This is a genomic window from Dactylosporangium sp. NPDC005555 (assembly GCF_040605635.1).
GTDB lineage: Bacteria > Actinomycetota > Actinomycetes > Mycobacteriales > Micromonosporaceae > Dactylosporangium.
Genome location: NZ_JBEXDG010000077.1, coordinates 19,613 through 42,527, shown reverse-complemented (window position 1 = coordinate 42,527; position 22,915 = coordinate 19,613). Strand labels below are relative to the sequence as shown.

At 74.0% G+C, this 22,915-nt stretch carries 31 protein-coding genes and 3 pseudogenes; 12 read left to right on the top strand and 22 right to left on the bottom strand.

The features are described 5' to 3' along the window. Positions 1 to 355: 355 nt before the first annotated feature. Positions 356 to 664, bottom strand: a complete 309-nt coding sequence (locus ABZS58_RS45825; protein ID WP_354790571.1) for a transposase — start codon at positions 662 to 664, stop codon at positions 356 to 358. Positions 665 to 790: 126 nt separating this feature from the next. Between ABZS58_RS45825 and ABZS58_RS45820 the strand changes: the two genes are divergently transcribed. Beyond that, positions 791 to 1,288: a DUF3995 domain-containing protein gene (locus tag ABZS58_RS45820; RefSeq protein WP_354790569.1), complete on the top strand. Its 498-nt coding sequence runs from the start codon at positions 791 to 793 to the stop codon at positions 1,286 to 1,288. A gap of 156 nt (positions 1,289 to 1,444) precedes the next feature. Here the strand turns inward: ABZS58_RS45820 and ABZS58_RS45815 are convergent, their stop codons facing one another. Continuing rightward, positions 1,445 to 1,642 carry a site-specific integrase gene (locus ABZS58_RS45815; RefSeq protein WP_354790567.1) on the bottom strand — a complete coding sequence of 66 codons (198 nt, stop codon included), beginning with the start codon at positions 1,640 to 1,642 and terminating at the stop codon, positions 1,445 to 1,447. Between ABZS58_RS45815 and ABZS58_RS45810 the strand changes: the two genes are divergently transcribed. Next, complete coding sequence (locus tag ABZS58_RS45810) at positions 1,628 to 1,930, top strand: hypothetical protein (protein ID WP_354790565.1); 303 nt, start codon at positions 1,628 to 1,630, stop codon at positions 1,928 to 1,930. The two genes, ABZS58_RS45815 and ABZS58_RS45810, sit on opposite strands and share 15 nt — an antisense overlap. Before the next feature lie 63 nt (positions 1,931 to 1,993). Here ABZS58_RS45810 and gap read toward each other — a convergent pair whose 3' ends face one another. Beyond that, entirely contained in the window at positions 1,994 to 3,013 is a 1,020-nt protein-coding gene (gap, locus tag ABZS58_RS45805; RefSeq protein ID WP_354790563.1) for a type I glyceraldehyde-3-phosphate dehydrogenase, read from the bottom strand. Positions 3,014 to 3,236: 223 nt separating this feature from the next. Between gap and ABZS58_RS45800 the strand changes: the two genes are divergently transcribed. Continuing rightward, positions 3,237 to 3,614 carry a hypothetical protein gene (locus tag ABZS58_RS45800; RefSeq protein ID WP_354790562.1) on the top strand — a complete coding sequence of 126 codons (378 nt, stop codon included), beginning with the start codon at positions 3,237 to 3,239 and terminating at the stop codon, positions 3,612 to 3,614. Beyond that, positions 3,572 to 3,781: a hypothetical protein gene (locus ABZS58_RS45795; RefSeq protein WP_354790560.1), complete on the top strand. Its 210-nt coding sequence runs from the start codon at positions 3,572 to 3,574 to the stop codon at positions 3,779 to 3,781. The genes ABZS58_RS45800 and ABZS58_RS45795 overlap by 43 nt, the downstream gene beginning before the upstream one ends. Positions 3,782 to 4,024: 243 nt before the next feature. Here ABZS58_RS45795 and ABZS58_RS45790 read toward each other — a convergent pair whose 3' ends face one another. Then, on the bottom strand, positions 4,025 to 4,243 hold the full coding sequence (locus tag ABZS58_RS45790; protein WP_354790559.1) for a three-helix bundle dimerization domain-containing protein: 219 nt from the start codon (positions 4,241 to 4,243) through the stop codon (positions 4,025 to 4,027). Positions 4,244 to 4,481: 238 nt separating this feature from the next. Between ABZS58_RS45790 and ABZS58_RS45785 the strand changes: the two genes are divergently transcribed. Next, positions 4,482 to 5,120: a hypothetical protein gene (locus ABZS58_RS45785; RefSeq protein WP_354790558.1), complete on the top strand. Its 639-nt coding sequence runs from the start codon at positions 4,482 to 4,484 to the stop codon at positions 5,118 to 5,120. A gap of 541 nt (positions 5,121 to 5,661) precedes the next feature. Beyond that, positions 5,662 to 5,910, top strand: a complete 249-nt coding sequence (locus ABZS58_RS45780; protein ID WP_354790576.1) for an SHOCT domain-containing protein — start codon at positions 5,662 to 5,664, stop codon at positions 5,908 to 5,910. A gap of 1,021 nt (positions 5,911 to 6,931) precedes the next feature. Here the strand turns inward: ABZS58_RS45780 and ABZS58_RS45775 are convergent. The 12 genes and pseudogenes from ABZS58_RS45775 to ABZS58_RS45720 all read right to left on the bottom strand — a co-directional run. Continuing rightward, a pseudogene (locus tag ABZS58_RS45775) lies at positions 6,932 to 7,057 on the bottom strand (DUF4389 domain-containing protein); the annotation flags it as partial. Positions 7,058 to 7,173: 116 nt separating this feature from the next. Then, positions 7,174 to 7,500: pseudogene (locus tag ABZS58_RS45770) on the bottom strand (polysaccharide deacetylase family protein); the annotation flags it as partial. Between the two features lie 56 nt (positions 7,501 to 7,556). Continuing rightward, positions 7,557 to 8,024: a cyclic nucleotide-binding domain-containing protein gene (locus tag ABZS58_RS45765; RefSeq protein ID WP_354790556.1), complete on the bottom strand. Its 468-nt coding sequence runs from the start codon at positions 8,022 to 8,024 to the stop codon at positions 7,557 to 7,559. 118 nt (positions 8,025 to 8,142) lie between these two features. After that, complete coding sequence (locus ABZS58_RS45760; protein ID WP_354790554.1) at positions 8,143 to 8,607, bottom strand: universal stress protein; 465 nt, start codon at positions 8,605 to 8,607, stop codon at positions 8,143 to 8,145. A 46-nt stretch (positions 8,608 to 8,653) separates the two neighbouring features. Then, on the bottom strand, positions 8,654 to 9,640 hold the full coding sequence (locus ABZS58_RS45755; RefSeq protein ID WP_354790553.1) for a nitroreductase family protein: 987 nt from the start codon (positions 9,638 to 9,640) through the stop codon (positions 8,654 to 8,656). Beyond that, positions 9,640 to 10,251 carry a V-type ATP synthase subunit D gene (locus ABZS58_RS45750; RefSeq protein WP_354790552.1) on the bottom strand — a complete coding sequence of 204 codons (612 nt, stop codon included), beginning with the start codon at positions 10,249 to 10,251 and terminating at the stop codon, positions 9,640 to 9,642. Before ABZS58_RS45750 ends, ABZS58_RS45755 begins: the two co-directional genes overlap by 1 nt. Continuing rightward, a complete protein-coding gene (locus tag ABZS58_RS45745) occupies positions 10,248 to 11,150 on the bottom strand; it encodes a universal stress protein (protein ID WP_354790551.1) in 903 nt (300 codons plus the stop codon). Before ABZS58_RS45745 ends, ABZS58_RS45750 begins: the two co-directional genes overlap by 4 nt. Before the next feature lie 26 nt (positions 11,151 to 11,176). Beyond that, a complete protein-coding gene (locus tag ABZS58_RS45740) occupies positions 11,177 to 11,608 on the bottom strand; it encodes a universal stress protein (protein ID WP_354790549.1) in 432 nt (143 codons plus the stop codon). Between the two features lie 157 nt (positions 11,609 to 11,765). Continuing rightward, entirely contained in the window at positions 11,766 to 12,161 is a 396-nt protein-coding gene (locus ABZS58_RS45735; protein ID WP_354790548.1) for a nitroreductase/quinone reductase family protein, read from the bottom strand. Then, on the bottom strand, positions 12,158 to 12,913 hold the full coding sequence (locus tag ABZS58_RS45730; protein WP_354790547.1) for an SDR family NAD(P)-dependent oxidoreductase: 756 nt from the start codon (positions 12,911 to 12,913) through the stop codon (positions 12,158 to 12,160). Before ABZS58_RS45730 ends, ABZS58_RS45735 begins: the two co-directional genes overlap by 4 nt. Before the next feature lie 304 nt (positions 12,914 to 13,217). Continuing rightward, positions 13,218 to 13,643: an Hsp20/alpha crystallin family protein gene (locus ABZS58_RS45725; RefSeq protein ID WP_354790545.1), complete on the bottom strand. Its 426-nt coding sequence runs from the start codon at positions 13,641 to 13,643 to the stop codon at positions 13,218 to 13,220. Positions 13,644 to 13,669: 26 nt separating this feature from the next. Then, positions 13,670 to 14,047, bottom strand: a complete 378-nt coding sequence (locus ABZS58_RS45720) for a hypothetical protein (RefSeq protein WP_354790544.1) — start codon at positions 14,045 to 14,047, stop codon at positions 13,670 to 13,672. 186 nt (positions 14,048 to 14,233) lie between these two features. Here ABZS58_RS45720 and ABZS58_RS45715 point away from each other — a divergent pair, with 186 nt between their 5' ends. The 3 genes and pseudogenes from ABZS58_RS45715 to ABZS58_RS45705 all read left to right on the top strand — a co-directional run bounded on the left by ABZS58_RS45715 (position 14,234) and on the right by ABZS58_RS45705 (position 15,702). Beyond that, positions 14,234 to 14,554: an HPF/RaiA family ribosome-associated protein gene (locus tag ABZS58_RS45715; RefSeq protein ID WP_354790542.1), complete on the top strand. Its 321-nt coding sequence runs from the start codon at positions 14,234 to 14,236 to the stop codon at positions 14,552 to 14,554. Positions 14,555 to 14,652: 98 nt separating this feature from the next. Further along, the gene (locus tag ABZS58_RS45710) at positions 14,653 to 15,420 is read left to right on the top strand and encodes a sigma 54 modulation/S30EA ribosomal C-terminal domain-containing protein (protein WP_354790540.1); all 768 of its coding nucleotides are present in this window, start codon (positions 14,653 to 14,655) and stop codon (positions 15,418 to 15,420) included. A 28-nt stretch (positions 15,421 to 15,448) separates the two neighbouring features. Beyond that, a pseudogene (locus ABZS58_RS45705) lies at positions 15,449 to 15,702 on the top strand (cytochrome ubiquinol oxidase subunit I). Between the two features lie 202 nt (positions 15,703 to 15,904). On the opposite strand, the gene ABZS58_RS45700 reads toward ABZS58_RS45705, so the two are convergent. The 3 genes from ABZS58_RS45700 to ABZS58_RS45690 all read right to left on the bottom strand — a co-directional run bounded on the left by ABZS58_RS45700 (position 15,905) and on the right by ABZS58_RS45690 (position 18,398). Beyond that, entirely contained in the window at positions 15,905 to 16,180 is a 276-nt protein-coding gene (locus tag ABZS58_RS45700) for a hypothetical protein (RefSeq protein WP_354790538.1), read from the bottom strand. A 17-nt stretch (positions 16,181 to 16,197) separates the two neighbouring features. Continuing rightward, positions 16,198 to 17,061 (bottom strand): universal stress protein, encoded by an 864-nt coding sequence (locus tag ABZS58_RS45695; protein ID WP_354790536.1) that lies wholly within the window; start codon positions 17,059 to 17,061, stop codon positions 16,198 to 16,200. A 104-nt stretch (positions 17,062 to 17,165) separates the two neighbouring features. Next, entirely contained in the window at positions 17,166 to 18,398 is a 1,233-nt protein-coding gene (locus tag ABZS58_RS45690) for an acetyl-CoA hydrolase/transferase C-terminal domain-containing protein (RefSeq protein WP_354790535.1), read from the bottom strand. A gap of 204 nt (positions 18,399 to 18,602) precedes the next feature. Between ABZS58_RS45690 and ABZS58_RS45685 the strand changes: the two genes are divergently transcribed. Next, a complete protein-coding gene (locus ABZS58_RS45685; RefSeq protein ID WP_354790533.1) occupies positions 18,603 to 19,007 on the top strand; it encodes a pyridoxamine 5'-phosphate oxidase family protein in 405 nt (134 codons plus the stop codon). Here ABZS58_RS45685 and ABZS58_RS45680 read toward each other — a convergent pair. The 3 genes from ABZS58_RS45680 to ABZS58_RS45670 form a co-directional block, all read right to left on the bottom strand. After that, positions 18,979 to 19,899: a hypothetical protein gene (locus tag ABZS58_RS45680; protein ID WP_354790532.1), complete on the bottom strand. Its 921-nt coding sequence runs from the start codon at positions 19,897 to 19,899 to the stop codon at positions 18,979 to 18,981. The genes ABZS58_RS45685 and ABZS58_RS45680 overlap by 29 nt on opposite strands. Positions 19,900 to 20,245: 346 nt before the next feature. Beyond that, the gene (locus tag ABZS58_RS45675; protein WP_354790531.1) at positions 20,246 to 20,413 is read right to left on the bottom strand and encodes a hypothetical protein; all 168 of its coding nucleotides are present in this window, start codon (positions 20,411 to 20,413) and stop codon (positions 20,246 to 20,248) included. Between the two features lie 8 nt (positions 20,414 to 20,421). Then, positions 20,422 to 20,889, bottom strand: coding sequence for a hemerythrin domain-containing protein (locus tag ABZS58_RS45670; RefSeq protein ID WP_354790530.1), 468 nt, complete (start codon positions 20,887 to 20,889; stop codon positions 20,422 to 20,424). A 304-nt stretch (positions 20,890 to 21,193) separates the two neighbouring features. Between ABZS58_RS45670 and ABZS58_RS45665 the strand changes: the two genes are divergently transcribed. Next, positions 21,194 to 21,883: a CBS domain-containing protein gene (locus ABZS58_RS45665; RefSeq protein ID WP_354790528.1), complete on the top strand. Its 690-nt coding sequence runs from the start codon at positions 21,194 to 21,196 to the stop codon at positions 21,881 to 21,883. 49 nt (positions 21,884 to 21,932) lie between these two features. Continuing rightward, entirely contained in the window at positions 21,933 to 22,874 is a 942-nt protein-coding gene (locus tag ABZS58_RS45660; protein ID WP_354790526.1) for a universal stress protein, read from the top strand. Positions 22,875 to 22,915 lie beyond the last annotated feature (41 nt).

Genomic DNA, 22,915 nt, shown 5'->3' with positions numbered 1-22,915 from the left:
ATACGACCGACGCTTACCAGCAGGCACGACGGACATCCTCCCAGCAGAACCACAGTCCTGCTAACTCGGTGTCCACTCCCCGGGGGGAACCTCAGCCGAGGTCATCGACCGCGACGAGAGTATGTGTCTTCTTGTGAGCGTCGACGCCGACGACCGGCATGTCACCATCCCTACCTGCCCGAGGATCATTGACCGCGACCCGGACCAGGGGGCATGCCTTATTCGAGCGTGAGCAGGCTCCTATCAAGCCACTCCCGGTTCGGGCGCGGGCGTCCGGCAGGGCCGCACATCAAGGACAAGCCACCAGCCACCAGCCAGAGCAGCGAAGAAATGAGCGAACCCCACCGGACGTCGATCATCTTTGCAATAACGCGAAGAAAGCCGTGGCCCGTTTGAGGATCTCCACATCCTCGGTCAGGCGCCGGTTCTCCCGCCGCAACCGGGTCAACTCCTCGCGTTCCGCGCTGGTCAACCCGTCGGTGCGGGTTCCGGTGTCGAGGTCGGCCTGCTTGACCCAGTCCCGGACCGCGGTCTCGGTCAGGTCGAAGTCCCGTGCGACCTGCCGGACGCTGCGGTCCCCGCGTCGGCAGACCTCGACGATCTCGGCCTTGAACTCCGCCGTGAACGCTCGGCGAGGCCGCGGCTGTTTGCCCATGCCTTCCATGATGAACATCCTCTCGCGGGCACGCAGCCCACAGATCTTGGATGTCCGTCAAAACGGGTCAGGCCCACTGCCAGCCTCGTAACCTCGTCGGGGTCGAACCCCATATCACGTGCGTAGCATCGAGCCATGCCAGACAAGCCCGCGGAAGCCCGGCTCCTCATGGGAGCCGCAGCCGCGGGCCTCATACATGCCGGGTTCAGTCTCTACTGGGCGCTTGGTGGTCGCTGGCTGCTTCCAACGGTTGGCCAGTGGGCAGTGAGCGTTGCGCGGGAAGCGCCAGTCACTGCTGGCTTGTTGCTGGTCACCGTCGCTGCGGTGAAATGCATGGTCGTGGTCGTTCCCCTGGTAACCAGCAGAAGGCCGCTCCCTCGCCCGGGCGCGTGGCGAGCGTTCGCGTGGCTGGCCGCCATCGTGCTCACCGGATACGGGGCGTTGAATTCCATCGCGGCCTGGCTCGTTCTGGGTGGTGTGCTGCGACCGGAGGGTGGCTTCGATCGACAAGCGATGATCGGCCACGCTTACCTATGGGATCCGCTATTCCTCGTGTGGGGTCTGCTCCTCGGAGCTGGCCTGCTCATTGGTGGCAATGACCGGCGAAGTCGTGCGCGGCCAAGCGTGTGGTAGGCCTGCGGCTGTGCCACGGCACGTGGGCGCGAACGAGATCGTCTGCGCAACAGATGCAGGGACTGAGCGCCCGAGGCATTGGGTGATCCTGCTGGACGAGAGACGCAACCTGCCGCGCGTGGCCGCGCGGCTCATTGCCAGTGTCGAGCGCGTTGGCTACGTGCCGGATGCCATGTAGGCGGCGAGGATGTAGTTGGGGTGTCGGTCGAGGTTGTTGCGGGCTCGGTCGTAGCGCATGGTGGTTCGCGGGTCGGCGTGGCGGGCCGCGATCTGGACGTCGCGGAGGCTGACGCCGGCGTCAAGCATGGTGGTGACGAATGTGTGGCGCAGCATATGGGGGTGCGTCCGCGGCATCCGTATGCCGGCGGCCGCGGCCAGGTACTTGATCTGCTTACCGACGCCGGCCTGCCGGTCACACTGCGCGCGCCCGCCGCCGCGGCGCCGCGCCCGCTGCTGCTGATCGCGGCCGGCGACGTTCCCGACGAGCTGCACGCCGCCCGCCACATCCAGTGGGGCAACGCCTACGTGCAGGTGTGGCAGGTACCCGGCGCCGGGCACACCAGAGGGTTGAGCACGGCGCCGGAGCAGTGGGAGCGCCGGGTCGTCGCGTTCCTCACCGGCGCGCTCGGCACCGCCGGCTGACGCCCGCGTCGACGGACCCGGGGCGGGCGCGCCGACCCGGGGTCCGTCCGTGCCGGGCGCCGGTTAGCGGGCCTGCGCGAACATCGCCGCGAGGTCCACCAGCCGATTCGTGTAGCCCCACTCGTTGTCGTACCAGCCGAACACCTTCACCAGCCGCCCGTCCGCGGCGGTCAGGCCGGCGTCGAAGACGCACGAGGACGGGTCGCCGATGATGTCGCGGGAGACCAGCGGCGCCTCGCTGTACCGCAGGACACCGGCGAGCGGGCCGGCCGCGGCGGCGGCGAACGCCGCGTTGATCTGCTCGACCGTCGCCGGCTGCGCCAGCCGGACGGTCAGGTCGGTCATCGAGCCGTTCTCCACCGGCACCCGCAGCGCGACACCGCCGAGCTTGCCGGCCAGATCGGGCAGGACCAGCCCGATGGCCTTCGCCGCGCCGGTGCTGGTGGGGATGATGTTGACCGCTGCGGTGCGGGCGCGCCGAAGGTCCTTGTGCGGCGCGTCGAGGACCATCTGGTCGTTGGTGTACGCGTGCACGGTGGTGAGGTAGCCCTGCTCGATGCCGAACGCCTCGTGCAGCACTTGCGCCATGGGTGCGGCGCAGTTGGTGGTGCACGACGCGGCGGACACGACGTCGTGCTGCGCGGCGTCGTAGGCGCCGGTGTTGACGCCCAGGACGATGGTGGCGTCGACGTCCTTGCCCGGTGCCGAGATGAGGACCTTACGGGCGCCGGCCTTGAGGTGGGCCGCGGCGTCGTCGCGGGAGCGGAACCTGCCGGTTGCCTCGATGACGAGGTCGACGTCGAGGTCCGCCCAGGGCAGGAACAGCGGATCCCGCTGGCGGAAGACCTCGATGTACTGCCCGCCGACGGTCATGCCGCCACCGGACAGGTCGACGTCCACCGTGGCGCGCAGCCGGCCGAACGTCGAGTCGTGCTCCAGCAGATGGGCGAGCGTCGCCGCGTCGTACTGGTCGTTGACCGCCACGACGGTGGCGTTGCCACCGAGCATGCCGCGGTCGACGAGGCACCGGATGAAGTCCCGGCCGATCCGGCCGAACCCGTTGATGGCAATCCGGTATGTCATGGCGTCCTCCTGAGACCCCTGCCGTGAGGCCGCGTCAGCCCCATCCGTCCCACCATCACCCCTGGGCGGCGGGCCGGCACGGGCCGAATGTCATCACCCGGCAGGGCGATCGGCTCGACCCCGCCGGTCACCCCCTGAACAGGACTTTTGCCCCTGCCGTTCGGGCCGGTCCCTCAACGACCGTAGCGGCAGATGACACCGGACAATCGAGGAGCGCGCCCTGGTGGCGATCCACTACACCGGCCGTGGCGTCGCGACGGTCTCCGGAACGGCCAGCCGGTCGCTGACCCAGGCGACGTTCGCCGCGCTGAACGCGCCATCGGTGCAGCAGACGCAGCCGTGGCGGTGGCGCGTCGGCCGGGACCGCCTCGAGCTGTTCGCCGACTGGGACCGGCAGCTGGCCGACGTCGACCCCGACGGGCGGCTGCCCCTGATCAGCTGCGGCGCGGCGCTGCACCACGCCCGGGTGGCCCTCGCAGCCGCTGCCGTCGGCCACGGCGACGTCGCAGTGCACCTGACCCCGGACCATCCCCGGCCGGCGAGGTCCGGGCCGGCCTGGTGCTGCAGCACCTGCTGCTGCTCGCCGCCGACCTCGGGCTGACCGCGGCGATGTATTCGCAGCCGATCGAGGTCCCGGCCGTGCGGGAGGAGCTGCGCCTGGCCCTGCGCCGCGCGCACGACCCGCAGCTCGTGCTGCGCTTCGGATACGCACCAGCGACGTGCTTCACCAACCGCAGGCCGGTCGCCGACGTCATCGACGAGCGCTGACCGGCGCTGACCGGTGCCGCCGGGTGCCGCCGGGTGCAGTCAGAGCGGCACGTGCCAGCTGACCCTGGTGCCGGGCGAGGCCGGTTCGACGGTGCAGCGGAGGCCGAACCGCACGACCTCATGGTCGTCGAGCAGATACACCCGGATCACGCGTCCATTGCCGCCCCGGCCCGGCCGGCGCGGACGGGCCGAAGGCCCTGGAATGTCCGGGGCCTCGGCATCGTTGCCACCGCGGGCGGTGCCCTATTCGGCCGCCTCGTCCAGGATGCGCCGGGCGTCGCGCTCGACGAGCACCGGGACGAACGCGTACACCTCGGCGGTCGCGTACAGGTCGGTCACCTGGTTGACGGTCTGCCGGACCACTTCCGGGTCGTGGCGGCCGGCGTACCGGCGGATCAGCCGCTCGGTCGCGTGCTCGATGGCGTGCCGCTCAACCTTCGTCTTTGCCTCAGCGGCGAACATGGTCCCCGCTCCCTTCCGCGATGGTATCGATCCCGTGCCGACCCTCGCCGATCACCACCCCGCCGCGACAGAGACCTTCGTCCCGCATCCGTCACACCGTGCCGCCGCCGGAGGTCCCGCGGAGGGCCGGGACGTAGGTCCTGCGGGCAAGGGTGGTTGTCCTCTGCCCCGTCACGTGCCGGTGCCCGACGCTCATGGCATCACACAGCAACGCCAGCCAAGCCCCGGAGGGTATGCCATGAAGCGCAAGACGCTCGACATCCTGGTCGGTCTGGGCCTCGTGGTCCTGGCCGGGCTCCTGCTGGTCGCCGGGCTCGTCCTGACCAGCAACGCGAACTTCGCCAACAATTACGTCAAGGACCAGCTCGGGCAGCAGCAGATCTCGTTCAAACCCGCCGACAAGCTCACGGCCGAGGAGAAGCAGTCGGCGTGCCTGGTCAAGTACGCGGGGCAGCAGCTGACTACGGGCAAGCAGGCGGAGTGCTACGCGAACGAGTTCATCGGCCTGCACCTGAAGTCGACCGCCGGCGGCAAGACCTACGCGCAGCTCGGTGACGTGCAGACCGGTCTGCGGGCGCAGATCGAGGCGCTGCCGAAGGACGACCCGGCGGCGGCGGACCTGCAGAAGCAGCTGACGGACACGACCACCGCCCGGGAGACGGTGTTCAAGGGTGAGACGCTGCGAGGGCTGCTGCTGACCTCGTACGGGTTCAGCGAGTTCGGGGTGAAGGCCGGCCAGGCCGCGCTGGTCGCCTACGGCGCCGCTGGTCTGCTGCTCCTGCTGGGTGCCGCCGGCCTGATCCACGCCGCGGCCACCCCCGCCTCGAAGGGCTTCGCGGTCCCCGAGACCACCGGCAGGGAAACCGTCGACGCCTGACCCACCACCGCGACCCATCACCGCGCCACCGACCCGGCCCGGGCCTCGCAACGAGGCCCGGGCCGGGCGCGTGCACCTCGGCACGTCGGAGGCCCGTCAGGACGGGCCGACCGGCCCTGCCGGCGCGACCGGCCGGCGGCGCAGGGGCGGACCGGGACCCGTACACGGAAGGGACGACATCGTGGTGATCGACATGGAACAGCGCCGGGTGTGCACCCCGCGAGCCCCTACCAGCTGCGCGCGGTGGACCTGGACGCCCGGCCCGCGGCGGTGATCCGCGCGTGCCCACCGCCCGCGGGACTTGCCGCGTGGCTGCCCGCGGTGGTCCGGCGGCTCGACCGCGAGCTGGACCGGCAGCGGGTGGCCGCGATCAGGCCGCTCTTCGTCCGGCGCCGCACCACCGCGGCGGGTGCCCAGCTGGAGGTGGGCTACCTGGTGAGCGAGCCGATCGAGGACGGCGCCGAGGTCATCGCGTCCGGCCTGCCCGGCGGGCCCGCGATCATGGCGGTCGGCGTGCGGCCCGACGAGGTCGGCGCCGCCCGTGTGGTGCTGCGCGACTGGCTTTCCGCGCGCGGCTTCCGTCCCTCCGGCGCCGGCTGGCAGTGTGGTGCTGGTCCGGTCCGTCGACCGCGGCGGATCGCCGGTGCACGCGGCCGCACCGCAAGCCACGGCACCCCGGGCGGCCGCGCCGCAGGAGGTGCTCGCCGACCGGTTCGCCCGCGGCGAGATCGACGAGGAGGAGTACACGCGGTGCCTGCGGGTGCTGCACACGACCCCTGGCGGCACCTGACCGCACGACCGCGGCAGGCGGGCGAGTCGCCATGACCCGCCCGTCGGCCGCGACGTTGCGCCCGGCGCCCGCTCACGGACCCGCGCCCGGCGCGGCCTTCGCGGGTGCGCCGGGACTCGGTGCCGGCCGCCGTCATCGTGCCGGGCGCCGTCGTGCCGGGCGGGCCCACGGGTGGCGGGCCCACGGCAGACGGCCCGCCGTGGTGGCGGCCCAGGCCCGAGGCTCCGCCGTACACCAGCACAAACCCGACGAGGATCAGCACCGCCGCGGTGACCAGCAGGCCACCACCCAGCGGCACGAGCGCCGGAACGCTGACGCCCAGCCGGGTCCCGGCGGTGACCGACCGGGAGCCGTCGGCATTCGCCAGCACGACGACGTAGTCGCCGGTGGCGGCGAGCGCGTCCCACTCCAGCCGGATCGTGCCGGTGCCGCTGACGGCGGTCACCCAGAACGTCTCCCCGGCCGGTGCGCCCACGGTCCGCGCGTCCCCGCCGACCCGGCGGTACGTCGCGGCGCCGCCCTGGTCCCACGCCCCGACGAGCTCGTCGCGGGCGGTGCCGGCCAGCCAGCGGTGCACGTCCGCGGCGCGCGCGACGCCGAGGAACAGCGGGGTCTGACCCTGCCCGGTCGCGGTGACCCGGACCGTGCCGAAGTCGCCGCGGCGGCGCAGCCGCCACGTGTCGGTACCGTCGATGGTCATTGCCGGGCTCGTCACGGCCGCGGTCGGCGTGGACAGCGTCACCGTGCGGGTGGTGGCGTACCCGTCGGCGTCGCGGTTCGCGTCCACGGCGAGCAGGACACCACCGCCGAGGCCGGCGGCGAGGCCGGTCAGCAGCAGCGCCACGCCGGCGGCCAGCGCCACGACCCGCAGCACCGTGGCGCCCGGACCGGGCGGCGACGCGGGCGGTGGCAGCGGCGCGGCCGGCGAGATCCACGGCGCGACCGTGCCGGTCCCGGCCGGTGGCGGCGCGTCCGGGTCCACCGGCTCGTCGCCACCCTGGTCGAGGCGGAACGGCGGATATCGACCGGTCAGCAGCGCCACGTAGGCGATCACCCGCAGGCTCCAGCGGGCGACGCCGGTCAGCAGGTCGTACAGGCCGCGCGGGTACCTGCCCGTGACCGCCAGGCCGATGGCCGCGATGAGCACGATCTCGCCGGCCCGGGCGCCGGCGAGCGCCCGGTCGACGACCGTCTGCGCCGTGATGCCTGCGCTGGTGCCCTTCCAGCCGAGGTGTCGACGCTCCAGCGCACGGCGACGTACCCTGCCGCGTTGACCGCCGCGATGGTGCGCTCGTCGCGATCGCCGAACGGGAGCCGGAACCGCGGCCGGGGATCCGTGCCGCCCGCAGCGGCGATCCGGCGTTCGCCGCCGGCGAGCTCGGTGCCGATGGCGCCGGCCGGCAGCCGCGTGAAGTACGGATGCGTGGCCGAATGATTGCCCAGCCGGTGCCCGGCCGCCGCGATCTCGCGCCACGACGGTGAGCGTCGTGCCCAGCACGATGGCGAGCACGCCGGCGACGGGCCAGATCGGACCCATGACGACCTCCCGGTGCGGGCGCGCGGCCCGCGGGCGGCGCGCCGCTGCACCATCACGATGCCGCCGGTCGGGTGCGACACGGTAGGGCCGGACGGCACGTGCGGCCCGGTCAGTCCTCGGCGGGCGGCCGGTACAGGTCGAGCATGCGCATCCGGGTCGCCTGCATGCGCTCCACGACCACCTCGACGAAGCGCCGGGTCAGCTCGTAGCCGAGTTCCGGCTCCGCGGCGCACATTGCCCGGATGCCGGCGCCGTCGAAGCTGATCGCCAGGACGGAGGTGTCGGCGGTGGCGCCGAAGTGCCAGCGGTAGGGCGGGAACATCCAGGACCAGCCGAGCACCTGCCCGGGGCCGATGGTCTCGACGACGACGGTGCCGCGGCCGGGCAGGTGCGTGTCGAGGCTCACCAGGCCGTCGCGGATGAGCCAGAAGCGTTCCGCGCGGCCGTTCTCGCTGAACAGGCGGGTGCCGGGGTGGACCGTGACCCGGTGTGAGTAGTGCCCCATGCGGTTCAGGAAATGGTCCGGTACACCGGCCAAGAACGGATGCGCGACGAGCAGATCGTGTGCGGTGATCATTGATCTCACCTCAACCGTGGTGTGGTCCCTGCATCCAGAGAACCGGTCCTGGCCCGGGTACCGGTAGAGCCGCGGGGCCCGCTGGTGCGGGACCTACGGCCCTTCGCCCAGCGGTTTGTCAGGCGTCCCCGTGCGCCCCGGTGTCAGCGGGCGCCGGCCCGTGCACGATCAGCACCGGGCACTCGGCGTGGTGCATGAGCTGCTGGCCGACGGAGCCCAGCAGCAGCCCGGCGAAGCCACCGTGCCCGCGGCTGCCCACGACCACCAGCTGGCCGGTGCGGGTGGCGCCGACGAGCACCTGCGCCGTGCGGCCGTTCACCAGCAGGGTCTGCAGCCGCACGGTGGGGTACTTCTCCTTCCACCCGGCCACCGTCGCCTCCAGCAGCTGGCGTTCGGTCGTCTCGATCACCGAGTAGGGCAGCGCGGTGACGGCGGCCGGCACGTATGCCCGGATCGCCAGCACCCCGGTGCCGCGCAGCCGCGCGGCCTCGAACGCGACGCCCAGCGCGGCGTCGGAGCTCGGTGATCCGTCGGCGCCGACCACGACCGGGCCGCCGGCCGCGTCGTGCCGGCCGCGCACCACGACCGTCCACCGCCGGCGTCCCGGAAGGGCTGATGGTCCCGGACCGTCATGCCGCCGCGGCGGCCCGGCGTCGCTGCCACGGCTTGGGCACCAGGCAGGCGGACACCGGCCGGCGGGGACTGCCCGGCACCGGCACGCCGTAGCCGATGCGCAGGATCATCTGCGGCCACCACCCGCCGTCCGCGGCGGTGAGCTGCCGGCGCAGGTCCGGCACCTCCAGCGCCTGCGTCATCGGCTGGACCGCCACACCCCGCACGGTGGCCGTCAGCAGCACCCGCTGCAGCGCCTGCCCGGCGCGCAGCCACGCCGCCCGGTCGTCGCCCCGGCTGCACAGCATCAGCAGCTGCGGCTCGGCCTCGAAGCGGGCCGCCGCCCGCGCGTCCGGCGGCAGGCCCAGCCCGAAGTCGCGCACGGCGACCGCCGACATCGCCGGCCGCGGCCCGAACGTGTCCAGGGCCACGCCGTCGTACCGGAAACCGGTCGGCGCGGTCCACGCGAGGATCTCCCGCCGGTACGCCGGATCCATGCGCTGCAACGTGTCGGCCGTCCAGGTCAGCCCGAGCACGACCTTGCGCCGGACCGGGTCCAGCGCGGTGATTGCCGCGCCGGCGCCCGTCGCCGCCGCGCACAGCTCGCCGACGGTGCCGGCTGGGACCAGCGCCGCCCGGAACGGCCGCCGGTTGGTGTGCCGGCGGTGTATCGCCGCGGACAGCAGCCGGGTGCCCTCCGCGGGCATCCGGCGGGGACCGAACTCGACCCGCGCGACGTGGTCCGCACCGGCCGGCGCCAGCACCGGCGTGCGACCCGCCGCCGCCAGCACCAGCCGCAGGTTGAACACGGCCGCGCCGAGGCTCAGGTGCAGGGCCCGCCGCTGCGGATCGACGACGTCCAGCGCCTTGTCATGGTCCGCCAGGACGTCGAACCCACCGTCGCGGATCCGGAACCGCCACGGCTGCGTGTTGTGGATGGACGGCGCGGCGACCGCGGCGTTCAGACCGGCCGCGATCAACCGGTCCGTCAGTGGTCCGCTCATCAGGGACACTCCGACCTTTCGGGGGGCACGTTCGTGATCACCGTTGTCCAGCCAGCCGCCCGCGGGTAGGGCCGGAGGTCCCGTCGGCCCGGGAAGCGGCCGGGCCGTCCGCGCCGGCGTTCTGACCATGTGCGCGGGGAGTGCCGGTGGCGGCTCGCCCGTCCGCGCCGGCGTTGACCATGTGCGGCGGCAGCGCCGGCGGCGGCTCGCCCGCCAGGGCCGGCGGCGCCACCGGTGGCGCGGCGGCTCGCCGCCTCCCCGGCCTCCAGCTCGGCAAGTTGCAGGACCACCGCGGCGAGTGCCGCCTCGAGGCGCGGGACCCAGTGCCGTTCGACCGCCCGCACCCGCCGCCTGGTCCTGGCCAGCTCGTCCCCGACCGCGCGCAGTGCCGCCGCGGCGGCCGCATGGCGGGCCGCCGCGAGCGCCGCCGCACGGTAGGCCGCGGTCGCCTCGGCGAGCGCCGCGCCGCCGGTCGGCGCCCACCCCGGCGGCTGCAGGCGGACGTCGGGCGGCTGCGCGCAACGCACCCCCATCACCAGCGTCGTCAGCGCGTCGACCGCCGACACCCCGGTGATGACGGGGTCGGCCGGGCAACGGGCCGGTCGGTTCACCGCGACCGGCGGATCACGGCGACCGGGCAGTGCGCGTGGTGGAGCGCGGCCTGGCTGACCGAGCCGAGCAGCAGCCCGGTGAAGCCGCCGTGCCCGCGGGCGCCGACGACCAGCAGCTCCGCGCCGGCGGAGGCGTCGGCGAGCGCCCCGCCCGCGCGGCCGATGACGACGTCGGACCGCACGTCGACCTGGGGGTACTTCTCCCGCCACCCGGCGAGCGACTCGGCGAGCACCCGCCGCGCGCTGGCCTGTGTGTCCTGCTCGCCGTACACGGGTGGGGCGATGCCATCGGGCTGCCCGGCCACGTGCCACTGGGCGGCGGTGATCGCGGTGAGGCCGGTGGCCCGGAAGGCCGCCTGCTCGAACGCGAAGCCGAGGGCGAGTTCCGCGCCGTGCGAGCCGTCGACGCCGACCACGATCCGGCCGGCGTCCGGCCCGGCGGGACGGTCATCGTCCCGGACGATGACCACCGGGCAGCCGGCGTGCGCGGCGAGCTCGACCCCGGTCGCGCCGACCAGCAGGGCGGCGAAGCCGCCGAGCCCGCGGCTGCCGACCACGACGAGCGCCGCCTGCCGTGAGGCGGCCATCAGGGCGGGCACGCACAGCCGGGTCGAGGTCTCGGTGGTGATGTTCAGGGTGGCGCTGACCTCGCGGGCCAGCGCGGCGGCGTCGGTGAGGACCCGTTCCGCCGCCGCCCGGACATCGGTCTCGTAGGCGACCGGCAGTGCCATCCCCGCCGTCGGGTAGGCCAGCTCAGGCCAGTTGTGCGCGTGCAGCAGGTGCAGCGGCCGGTGCCGCCGGGCGGCGTCGGCCGCGGCCCAGCGCACCGCCAGCGTGCTGCCGGCGGAGCCGTCGACACCGACGACGACGGCGGTGGCTGCGATGGATGACGTGCTCATGACCACTCCTCGGACAGCTTCCGCGGTCAGCGGACCACCGCGACCGGGCAGGATGCGTGATGGATCATTGCCTGGCTCACCGAGCCGAGCAGCAGCCCGGTGAAGCCGCCGCGCCCGCGCGAGCCGACCACGACGACGTCGGCCCGCTCGGCGGCGCCGAGCAGCGCGGCCGCCGCCAGCTGAAACGGTTTCGCGGTTGTGACCGGCACCTGCGGCGCGACCGAGCGGGCGCGGGCCACGGCGTCGTCCACGATGGTCGTGGCGGCCTCCCGGACCAGCTTGTCCAGCGCGGCGGTGCGGTGGGTGCCCAGCGGCTGGTAGACCACGGGCCACGCGTAGGCGTGCACGATGTGCAGCCGGCGGTGCCGCCGGGCCGCGTCCGAGGCCGCCCATTCCACCGCCGACAGGCTCTCCGGTGAGCCGTCGACACCGACGACGACGTCGAACTGGTTGTCCATGACGGACTCCTTCCAAAGACGCTCCGGCGTCTTCAGCGTCCTGCGGCCGGACCCGCCGTGACCAGGGCCGAAGGGCACTGGCCGGGACCCGGGGGACGGGACCGGGCGGTCCGTCGTCGCGGCGACGCCAGCGGACCGCCCGATCGGCCGGTGCTGCTCAGGTGTCCAGCAGCCGGATCACCACCAGGCGGTGGTCCGGGTCCTGCGGTGCCTTGCGGTGGCGCTTGTACGAGGCCAGTTGCAGGGCGTAGCCCGGGTCGCCGGGGGCGATCGCGACGGCGTGCGCGTCGTGGACCCGCCGGCCCACGGTGACCGTCAGGGTGCGCCCGGCGCCGGTGAAGTTGCGCCACCAGCGTTTCGAGGCGGCCCGGGCGGCGAGGACGAGCAGCCGGTCGCCGTCGGCGGCGTACTCGACCGGCAGCGACCGGTGCACGCCGGTGACGGCGCCGGTGTATTCCAGCTTGCAGATGTGGCCGCTCAGCAGCGCGTGCAGCGGCGAGTCCAGGATCCGCAGGACCAGGTTGCCGCTGCGGGCAGGCGCGCCGGCGGTCATGCCGTCCACCCGCCGTCCGCGCTGATGACCGCGCCGTTGACGTTGATCGCCTCGGCGCAGCCGAGCCAGGCGATGAGCGCGGCGATCTCCTCGGGCTCCGCCGTGCGGGTGGCCCGCGCGAAGGAGTTCTCCAGCCGCTCGTACGCCCAGCGCGACCTGACGGCCGCGGTCCTGCCGATGTTGGTGCGCACGCCGCCGGGGCAGACGGCGTTGGTGCGCACGCCGTCCGGGCCGTACAGGTACGCCAGCGAGCGCGTCAGCCCGATCAGCCCGTGCTTGGCCGACGTGTACGCCGTGCCGGCCACGGAACCGGTCAGGCCGCCGATCGAGGAGACATTGACGACGGCGCCGCCGGCCGCGCGCATCGCGGGGATGACCGCCCGGCACAGCCGCATCGGGCCGGTCAGGTTCACCGCGATGACCCGGTCCCACACCGCGTCGTCGAGGTCGGTGACGGGCAGGAAGTGGTCCATGATGCCGGCCACGTTCGCCAGGAGGTCCACCGGCGCGCCCTGCAGCGCCGCGACGACCCGGTCGACGTCGGCCTGCTCGGTGATGTCGGCGGTGACCAGCTCGGCCTGGAGCCCTTCCACGGCGAGCAGCTTGCCCGTCGCCTCGAGGCCGGCCGCGTCGACGTCGCAGCCGACGATGATGGCGCCCTCGGCCGCCAGTCGCAGGACGGTCGCCTGCCCGATGCCGGAACCCGCACCGGTGATGAGGGCGACCCGCCCGGTGTACCGCTGATTCGTCATGTCGATCCTCCGGGAGTCGGGCGCGGCGGTCGCCACGCGGCTGATGCGCTCAGCGTCACCCGCCGGCACCGGCGTGAGCAGGGCCGAACGTCCCGGTGCGGCGGGCCGGGACGGCCGGGGCTGCCCGGCGTTCAGCCCACCAGCGACCGCACCGAGGCGATGATGTCGGTCAGCCCATGCTTGGCGTCGGCGAACAGCATGCCGGTGCGCGGGTCGTGGAGCTGCGCCGGGAGCACGGTGCGCTGGCCGCGGTCGACGGGATCAGCGGGCCCCGGCGCACTGCCGGGGCCCGCCGCCGATCGGTTCAGCCGCTCTTCTTGACCGGCTTTGCGGCCTCGACGACGACCGGGATGTGCCGGCCGGTCGGGTGTGCCTCACCGATCGCGACGCTGATCTCGAGGATGCCGTCCTTGTACACCGCCGACAGCGTCTCGTCCTTCGCGCCGAGCGGCAGCGCGATCGTGCGGTGGAACGTGCCGTACCGGAACTCCGAGTGCCCCTTGTCCCGCTGTGACTCGACCCGGGTGACCGACAGGCGCAGGGTCCCGTCGGCGTACGTGATGTCGACGTCCTTCGCAGGGTCGATGCCCGGCAGTTCCGCTCGCACCGTGTAGCGGTCCTCATCGAGGTCGTCCTCGATCCGGATCGCCGGCTCCGTGAACGGGAACCAGGACGGGCCGTTGAGGTCGAACGACATGAGTGGAGTAGCGCGCAGCCTGGTGGCCAGCATGGTGATCCTCCTCCTTCTCCTCCCGCTCAGCACAGCACGCCGTCGCGCGCGGCCTGTAGGGCGTTGGTCCCGTCCGGCCGGTGCGAAGGGCACGTGAGGAGCTCGGCGCGGTCACGGCGAGGGCTTGCCGGTGCGGGCATGCCGTAGCCGATCCGCAGAATCATCTGGGGCGACCAGGGGTCGGCCGGGTCGGTGACGGCGCGGCGCAGCCGGGGAATCTCCAGCAACTGGGTCATCGGCTGGGTGTCCACGCCGCGCACCGTGGCGCTGAGCAGGACCCGTTGCAGCGCCTGACCGGCCCGGACGCGGGCGGCGCGGCTGCTGAGCACGACGAGCTGTGGATGCGGCTCGAACACCGCGGCCGGCCGCCGCGGATCCCGCGACAGCAGGCCGAAGTCGCGCAAGGGCAGCCTGCCGTGGACGTCACGCGGACCGATGGGATGGGTCGTTGGTCCCGTGTAGCGGGGTGGCACCGGGACGGGACTTCAGGCCCTGTGGGGCGCGACGAACGGCCCTGGAGCGGCCGCGGCCGCGGAGATCGAATGAGCTCAGGCGGTCGCAACCCCGCCCGTGGCCGAGGGAAGGACGAGATGATGTCCCGCACGCACGACGAGGTCGAGGTCCAGATTCAGCTCCAGGCCGGCATGGATCCGCAGCTGCAGGTGTACGCCCGCGACAAGCTCACCGCGGTGCTGGGGCACACGGGACGCCCCGTGCTCTACGCCAGGGTCCGCCTCGACCGGATCGCGAACCCCGCCGCCACCCGGCCCGTCACCGCCCGGGCCGAGATCGACCTCAACGGCCGGGTGCTGCACGCCGAGGTGTCCGCCGACGGGCCGTACGAGGCGGTCGACCTCCTCCAGGACCGGCTGCTGGGCCGGCTGGAGCACGAGAAGGCCGGATACCGCTGACGCACACATGGGTCCCGCCGGGACGGGACTTTCGGCACTGTGTCCTCCCGCCCGCCGCGGGTGACACTGGCCCGCGTCGCGATCCAGGAGGTGTTCCGGTGGCGCAGCTCGACGTGCCGGCGATCGGCCCCGCGGGTGACGTGGACGTGCTCAGCCGCGGGTCGATCGATCCCGCCCTGCGGGAGGCCGCGCGGGCGGCCATCGCGGCCGTGGTCGCGCGGCACCGCACGGCGGGTGCGGCCCGGCTGCGGCTGACCGCCGGGCACCACGCGGCCTGCCCGGCGGTGGTGCAGGTGAACCTACGGGTCGGCGGGGCGTCGGCCCGCATCCAGGTCGACGGCCCGACGTTGCCGGCGGCCGTCGCGGCCGCCATCACCCGGCTGGACCGCCAGATCATCCGGCTGGCGACCGCGTGGGCGCCGTGGCCGTGGCCGGACCCGCAGCGGCGCACGCTCGCCGTGCCCGGCCCGGCCCGGATCACCCGCCGCAAGGCGGTGCCGCTGCGGCCGCGCAGAGTCTGTCAGGCCGCGTCGATGCTCGCCGCGATGGACTACGACGTGTGCCTGTTCACCGACGCCGACACGGGTGAGGACGCGGTCGTCTACCGCGCCGGGCCCAGCGGCCTGCGCGTCGCCCGGCAGCGCAGCATGCGACCGGCCGGCACGCCGGGCACGCCCGCACCGACGGTCAACTCCCGCCGCACGCCGGTCCTCGCGCCGGAGGCGGCCGCGGCCCGCCTCGCCGAGGGCTGGCTGCCCTTCCTCTTCTTCACCGACCAGGACAGCGGCCGCGGCGGCCTCGTCCACCGCCGCTACGACGGCGGCGTCGGCCTGCTGACCCCGGCCGGCGCGGCGCCCGTCGGCTGAGCCGCCGCCGGGCAACCTACGGGCCGGTTTGGGCCGGCTGCAGAAACGCGTCCACCTGGCGGCAATCTGGCTGGCGTCGATCGGCACGATGCTGTCGGCGCACTTCATCGTCGCCGCCAACTCGTGGATGCAACTCCCGTCGGGTACACGGTCAACACCGAACGTGGTCGCGCCGAACCGACCGGCATCTGCGCCGTGCTGACCAACTTCACGACCCTCGTGACGTTCCCGCACACCATCGCGGCGTGCTTCCTCACCGCCGGCGCGCTCATGCTGCCGTAAGCACCTGGCACCTGTGCCGCCGCAACCAAGGTCGAATTTGGCGGCGGGGCAGCGGCGCGGCGATGGCGGAGCAAGGGATGGCGGCGGAGCGGTGCCGGCGGAGCGTCCGCCGGCCGTGATCCGATGGTCAACCGCGAGCGAGGCAACCGAAGGTCGGTGCGTGCGGCGGCTGAGCGCGGCCGCCGGCGTGGGCCGGTGGTCGTCACTCCCGCGGCACGCGGACCGGGTGGTCGGCGGAGTCTTGCACGGCCATGGCGGCCATGGCCGCGCGGTAGGAGGCGCGGTCCATGGAACCGGCCATCAGCCGCTGGGTCGCGTCGCTCTCGGCGCGACCGCGGCGGCGTTCCTCTGAGGTGGCGAGCCATCTCGCGATTCGCGGCCGGCACCGTGTGCCGTCCGGGGCGTCGCCGCGGACGGCCAGGACGTGCAGGGTGATCAGCACGATGTAGGCGGCGGCGGCGACCGTGGCCACGAGCATGACTGCCACCATTCGACTCACCCCTGCTGGTCCGCCGGGTGGGCGATCAGGACCGGGCACTCGGCGTGGTGCATGAGCTGCTGGCCGACGGAGCCCAGCAGCAGCCCGGCGAAGCCGCCGTGGCCGCGGCTGCCGACGACGACGAGCTGCGCCGTGTGCGACACGCCGATGAGGACCTTCGCGGCCCGGCCCACGGCCAGGAGCGCCTCGAGCTTCACCGACGGGTACTTCTCCTGCCAACCCGCCAGCGACGTCTCCAGGTCGGTGCGTTCCGCGGCCTCGATGGCGCTCAGCGAGAGCACGGACGGCGGCGGTGGGACGTAGGCCCTGATGGCCACGACGTGGGTGCCGCGCGCGGCGGCGGCGTCGAAGGCGAGGCCGAGCGCGGCGTCGGTGGCCGGTGAGCCGTCGACGCCGACGACGACGGGGCCGGCGGCGGTCGTCTCGGTGCGGCCGCGCACGACGGCGACCGGCACCCGGGCGTGGGTGGCGACCTGCTGGCTGACCGAGCCCATGAGGAGGTTCGCGATGCCGCCGGCGCCGCGGTTGCCGACGACGAGCAGCCGCGCCCCGCCGTGGGCGAAGTCGAGCAGGGTCGGGGCGGGCGCGCCGTGGACCAGGGTCGCGACGGCGTCGACGCCGGTGCCGCGGGCGCGGACGGCGGCGGCCGCACCCGTTGCCAGCTCCTCGGCGCGGCCGCGGAGCTCCTCCGCCTCCTGGGCGGTCGGGTGGTAGTGACTGCCCGTGGGCCAGCTCACCTGATACGCGTGCACGATCTGCAGCGGCGCGCCGGTCCGCTCGGCCTCGTCGGCGGCCCAGTCCACCGCCCGGCGCGACTCGTCGGAACCGTCGTATCCGACGACGATCCTGGTCCTGTCCATGGTCTCCTCCTACGCGGTTCGTGCCTTCGGCACCAGCGTCGGCCGCCGCGCGCGGACCCGGCAGAGGCATACGGATCGGCCGGTGCGGGACGTTGGTCCCGCCGTCAGCGCAGGGGCAGGCCGAACGTGCGACCGGCCGCGCGCAGCTCGTCGCGGGCGGCCGGGTGCGCGGCCCGGTCGACGATCTCCTGCGCCTGCTCGACCGAGTCCCGGCCCCAGATCCTCGCGGTGCCCTGCTCGGTGACGATGTAGCTGTGCTGGAACGACGTGACCGGGCCGGACACCAGCGGCACGACCGATGACACGTCGGCCTTCGGGTGCCAGGAGCGCAGCGCGATGACGGCGTGCCCGCCGGGGGAGTGCATGGCGCCGACGATGAAGTCCGTCTGACCGCCGAAGCCGGAGTGGGTGCGGTTACCGACGCGGGTCGCGTTGGCCTGGGCGAACAGGTCGACCTGCAGGGCGCTGTTGACGCTCATGAGGTTGGGGTGTGCGGCGATCGTGCCCGGGTCGTTGGTCTTCTCGGTGCGGAGCATGCGGATCCGCGGGTTGTGGTCGACCCAGTCGTACAGCTCCGCCGAGCCGAAGCAGAAGGACGCGGTGACCGGCGTGTCCCGGTCCAGGCAGCCGGCCTTCTCCAGGGCGAGCGCGCCGTCGCTGAACATCTCCGACCAGATCCGCAGCTCGCGGCGCTCCAGCAGCGCGTCGAGGGTCGCGTCGGGGATGGCGCCGATGCCGAGCTGCAGCGTGGCCCGCTGCGGCACCAGCGCGGCGACCCGCCCGCCGATGGCGGCCGACATCGCGTCGGGTGCCGCGACGGCGTGGGTGGCCAGGGGCTCGTCGACCTCGAGGAGGTAGTCCACCGCTTCGAGAGGCACCATGGCGTCGCCGTGGGTGACGGGCATCGCCGCGTTTGCCTGGGCGACGACGATGCCGCCGCGGGCGCGGACCGCCTCGATCGCCGCGGGCAGGACGTTGACCTCGACGCCGAGGCTGACCGCGCCGTCCTCGGGCGGGGAGGTGTGCAGCAGCACGACGTCGGGCGCGAGCCGCTGCCGGAACAGCTGCGGCACCAGCGACAGCCGGCACGGGAAGTAGTGCAGGCGCGGGTGTCCGCGCATACCGGGGCCGACGAACGCGGACTCGTAGACGACGCCCTCCCGGTCGGGCAGGCCACGCTGGGCGTTGAGCATGAACAGGCGGAACTCCGCGACGGCGGCGTCGGCGACGGCGATCAGCCGGCGTGGGGCGGCGTAGTTGCCGCTCGCGACGATCCGCGGGATGCCCGGCAACGCGCTGAGAATCCGCGCGAGTTCCGGCTCTGTCACTGTTCGCATGCCGTGCTCCTCGTCGAAGGTTGCCCGTGGATCATGCTAGGCGGCCGCCGAGAGCCGGGGCAGGGCCGGACGGCACCGATCGTGGCGGCCCATCGGCCTGTCGCGCAGCGGGAAGCAGGACCGGTGCCGGCCGGGGAGAAGGGCCCGCCGAGGAGGGGCCGTTGTGCCCTGGCCGGGCCGGGCACCGCCGGGGAGAGTGGACCGATGGCATCGATGCGCGCCCTGAGCCGCGAGCACTGCCTCGAGCTACTGGCCTCGGTGCCAGTGGGCCGGGTCGTGTTCAGCATGCGGGCGCTGCCGGCGATCCGGCCGGTCAACCACCTCGTCGACGGCGACACCGTCGTCATCCGCAGCAACCTCGCGGGTGCCCTGGCCTCCGCCGCCACGCAGAGCGGCGCGGTCGTCGTCGCGTACGAGGCGGACACCCTCGACCTGGACAGCCACACCGGCTGGACCGTGATCGTCACCGGCACCGCCCGGCTGATCCTCGACGCGGCTCGCCAGGCCCGCTACGAAGGGCTGCTGCGCCCGTGGGTGGACGAGCCCATGAACTGCGTGATCGGCATCGACTGCGACCTCGTCACCGGGTACGAGCTGACACCCGCCTGAAATGCGGCTCAGCGTGCCGGCGGGCGGCCGGACGCGGCCGGGGTCGCTCCGGATCTCTCAGCGCCCCGATGAGGACCTGCGCGGCGAACCCGGCCAGCAGCGGGACGAGGACGGCGCCGAACCGGTCGGCGGCCGCGGCCGGGGATCCGGCGCGCAGCAGGGCCCACGCGTCGACGCAGAGTGCGATGAGCAGCCAGCCGCCCGCGGCGGCGATCGACCAGGTGGCGAACGACGACGGTGGCCGCTGCCCGGCGGTGCGTGCCGCGGTGGCGGCGGTGCGCAGGGCCGCGGCGGCGAAGACGGCGAGCCCGGCGGCGGCGAGCACCGGCCACCAGGCGAGCACCCCGGCGCCCGGCAGGGCCAGCCCGGTCACGGCCGTGGGCAGCGCGGTGCGGGCCGCGCGGGCGGCGCCGTCGACCATACGGGTGCGCAGCACCGTGGGCCACAGCGTGAGCAGAGTGCCCAGGACGGTAAACGTGACCCAGCCGAGCAGGTTGACGTGGGCGTGGAAGAGCAGCAGCCGCGGGCGCAGCGCGTCGTCGGTCACCAGCATCCACGCGCCGACGGGGACGCCGGTGAGAAGGGCGATGGACGCGGCGAGGTAGTAGTGCGCGGTGACGGCGAAGCGGGCCGGCAGCGCGGTGCGGACCTGCCGCGCCAGCCAGGCGAGGTGCGCGGCGCTGGCGGCGAAGACGGCGCCGGCCCCGGCGACGCCGACCCACGGCAGGTCGGCGGCGCCGCCGGCGTTGAGCAGGGCGAGCCGCGCCGCCTCGGCGCGGCGGTGGGCCGGGACCGGGGTGCGCAGGACCGCGGCGGTGAAGCGGGCGCTCCACACGACGATCGCGTTGGTGACGGCGCCGAGCAGGAGCAGGTGGATGGCAGCCACCGCCATTGCGGCAGCAACGGGTGCGCGACCCCGGTTGCGACGAGGCCGCCGAGGTGGACCAGGGGGAGCGCCCCGGCCCGGCGGTGCCAGGCAGCCCGGCCGGTGGGTGCCGCGGCGACGGCGGTCATGACAGGACCAGCCCCGCCGCGGGTGCGGGCCGCCGCAGGAGACGGGCCAGCGCGACGCAGAGCGCGAAGGCCGGCACGGCAACGACATTGGCGACGCCGGCCCAGCAGGAGCTTGCCCGCCAGGCTCGGGCCGGTCACGAGCAGCGTCAGCGCGCCGAGCCCGGAGCAGCCGGGCGCGAGCAGCGCCCACCGGGTGCCGAGCGTGACGGCCCGCTCCAGCGCGATCACCGGCCGGCGAAACCGAGGACCATCAGCGGCCCGTGCACCGCCTCGAGGGGCACCGGCGGCGCGGGCAGGGACGTGCCGAGCAGGAGCAGGGCGCCATACAGCCCGGCCAGCAGCGCGCACCCACCTGCGGGGCCCTGTATGGCATCCCAAGCTTCGCTGAGCACGGCGGCGGTCACGGCTGCGGCAGCAGCGTGCCCACCCTGGCCCGGACGGCCTCCACGGCGTCCCAGTCCGTGGCGTCCAGGGCGATCAGCGCCGCGGGGAACACCCCGTCCTGCTCCTTGAGGATGTGCTCACGCAACAGCTCCAGGGTGTCCATGAGCCGCGCGGGCCATCCCGGATCGGCCGGCGTGCCGTCGGCGGCCTGCGCGAGCACCGCCTCGATCGTGCGGTGCTCCGCCTCCAGCGCGGCCACCTGGCCGGGGAACTCGCCGGTCAGGAACGCGAACAGGCCGCGCTCCTCGACCTCGGTGTGCGGGCCGAGGATGGCGGCGATCCCGCGGGCCAGCTCGGCCATCCGCCCGGCGTCACCGATGGCGAGCGCGGCGCGGACCTCCCCGATCAGGTTCACCACCATGTCGTGCTCGCGGGTCAGCTCGTCGATCGTCGCCAGCGACTGGCAGCCGCAGTATTCACACATGTCCGTGCCTTTCGCCCGTGGCCGCGTCATGTGGCCCGTGCTCCAGCGTCCTGCAGCCCTGACCAGGCCTGACAGGGTCTTTCGTCCCGACCTTGGGGGAGCGGCACCGTGCCGCGGACCGCACCGGGCGGGCCCGTCACCGGAAGACCCGGGACCGCGGCAGCACCGCCGTGGTCCCGGGCCGGCCGCGTGCCCCGGTGGTGGGTCATGGGCCCGCGTTGTGGGGACTTTCGGCCCGTGCGCCGCGACCCGGCCCGGATCAGGGTGGGAAGGAGAGCAACGCCCCACGGAAGGGAGCAGGTCGATGCGTGCGCTGTTGGTACGTGACGTGATGAGCACCGGTGTGGTCACCGTCGCACCGGATCTCGGCTACAAACAGATCGTCGACCTCCTCGTGGAGTTCGGCGTCAGCGCCGTTCCGGTCGTCGACGACCGCCGGCGGGTGCTCGGTGTGGTGTCCGAGGCGGATCTGCTGCACAAGGTCGAGTTCAACGGTGCCGAGGTGCACGCCAGGCTGTTCGAGCGCCGCCGCCGGCGGCTGGCCAAGGAGAAGGCCGCCGGCGAGAACGCCGAGTCGCTGATGACCGCACCCGCGGTCATCGTCGCCGCGACGGCGACCCTCACCGACGCCGCCCGGCTCATGGAGCAGCGCAACGTGAAGCGGCTCCCCGTGGTGGACGACAGCGGCAACCTCGTCGGCATCGTCTCGCGCCGGGACCTGCTGCGGCGGTATCTGCGTGAGGACGCCACGATCAGGGTAGACGTCATCGAGTCCGTGCTGCGCGGCATCATGTGGATCGACCCGGTCGAGGTCGACGTCGCCGTCTCCGGCGGGCACGTCACGCTCGCCGGGAAGATCGACCGGCGCAGCAGCGCCCGGATCGCCGTCCGCCTGATCCGCGGCCTCGACGGTGTCGTCGGCGTCACCGACGACGACCTCAAATGGGGCTTCGACGACACGACGACCCGGCTCAGCCACACCTTCGACGCCTGATGCCCACCGGCGTCCGGTGCGGCACCGCTCAGCACTGACGGAGGACGACATGGCATCACGCATCCGGATCGTCGTGGGGTTCGACGGCTCCGCGGACTCGTGGACCGCGGCGCGGTTCGCGGTCGCGGAGGCCGCCGCCGACAACGGCGTGGTCCGTGTCCTGCACTCGCTGCTGGACCGGTTGGCGTACACCACGCTGCTGCCGCCCGACCTGACCGCCGACGAGCAGACCGTGGCGCACCGGCTGGTCGACGCCGCCCGCGACGAACTCGCGCGGGCGGCGCCCGGCGTCGACGTGCAGACGATGGTCGTGCAGCGGGCGCCCGCCGCCGCGCTGGTCCGCATCTCGCGATCGGCGGACCTCATCGTGCTCGGCCGGCACGGCCACGGCAGGGCACCCGCCGGCGGCGGGTTCCACCGGGTGCACGCCGGCGCCGTCGCGACCCACGTGATGGCCTACGCCTCGTGTCCGGTCGTCGCCGTCGGCCCCGGCCCGGCCGGCGATGCCGGTGGGCACGTGGTCCTGGGGCTGGACGCCGCGGCGCCGTCCGCGGCGGCGATCGCCTTCGCCTTCGAGGCGGCGCAGCGCCGCGGCACCGGCGTCCGTGTCTGCTCCGTCATGACGCTCGGCGGCCGGTTCGACGAGCCCCGCCACGACGCCGAGTCCCGCCTCGCCCTCAGCGAGGCCCTCGCCGGCTGGCGGGCCGCGTTCCCCGACGTGCCCGTCGCGCTGGACGTTCTGCACGGCGTCGACCCCGCGGCCCGCCTGCTCGACGCGGCCGGCGGGGCCGCGCTCGTCGTCGTCGGCGCCCGGGAACGCACGGGCCCGCCGCGTGGCGGTGCCGACGCCGTGCCCGACACGCTCGTGCGCAACGCGACCTGCCCGGTGGCGGTCGTGCGTACACAACGCCGGGACGCAGGCGCGGGACCTTGGTCATCTCCGGCCGGGCCGTCGGGCACTGGGCTCGACGTCGTGCCCGCCGAAGGATGAAGGTGTGGGCCGGCACGGTCCGCATCCGCCTCCGGAAGGAA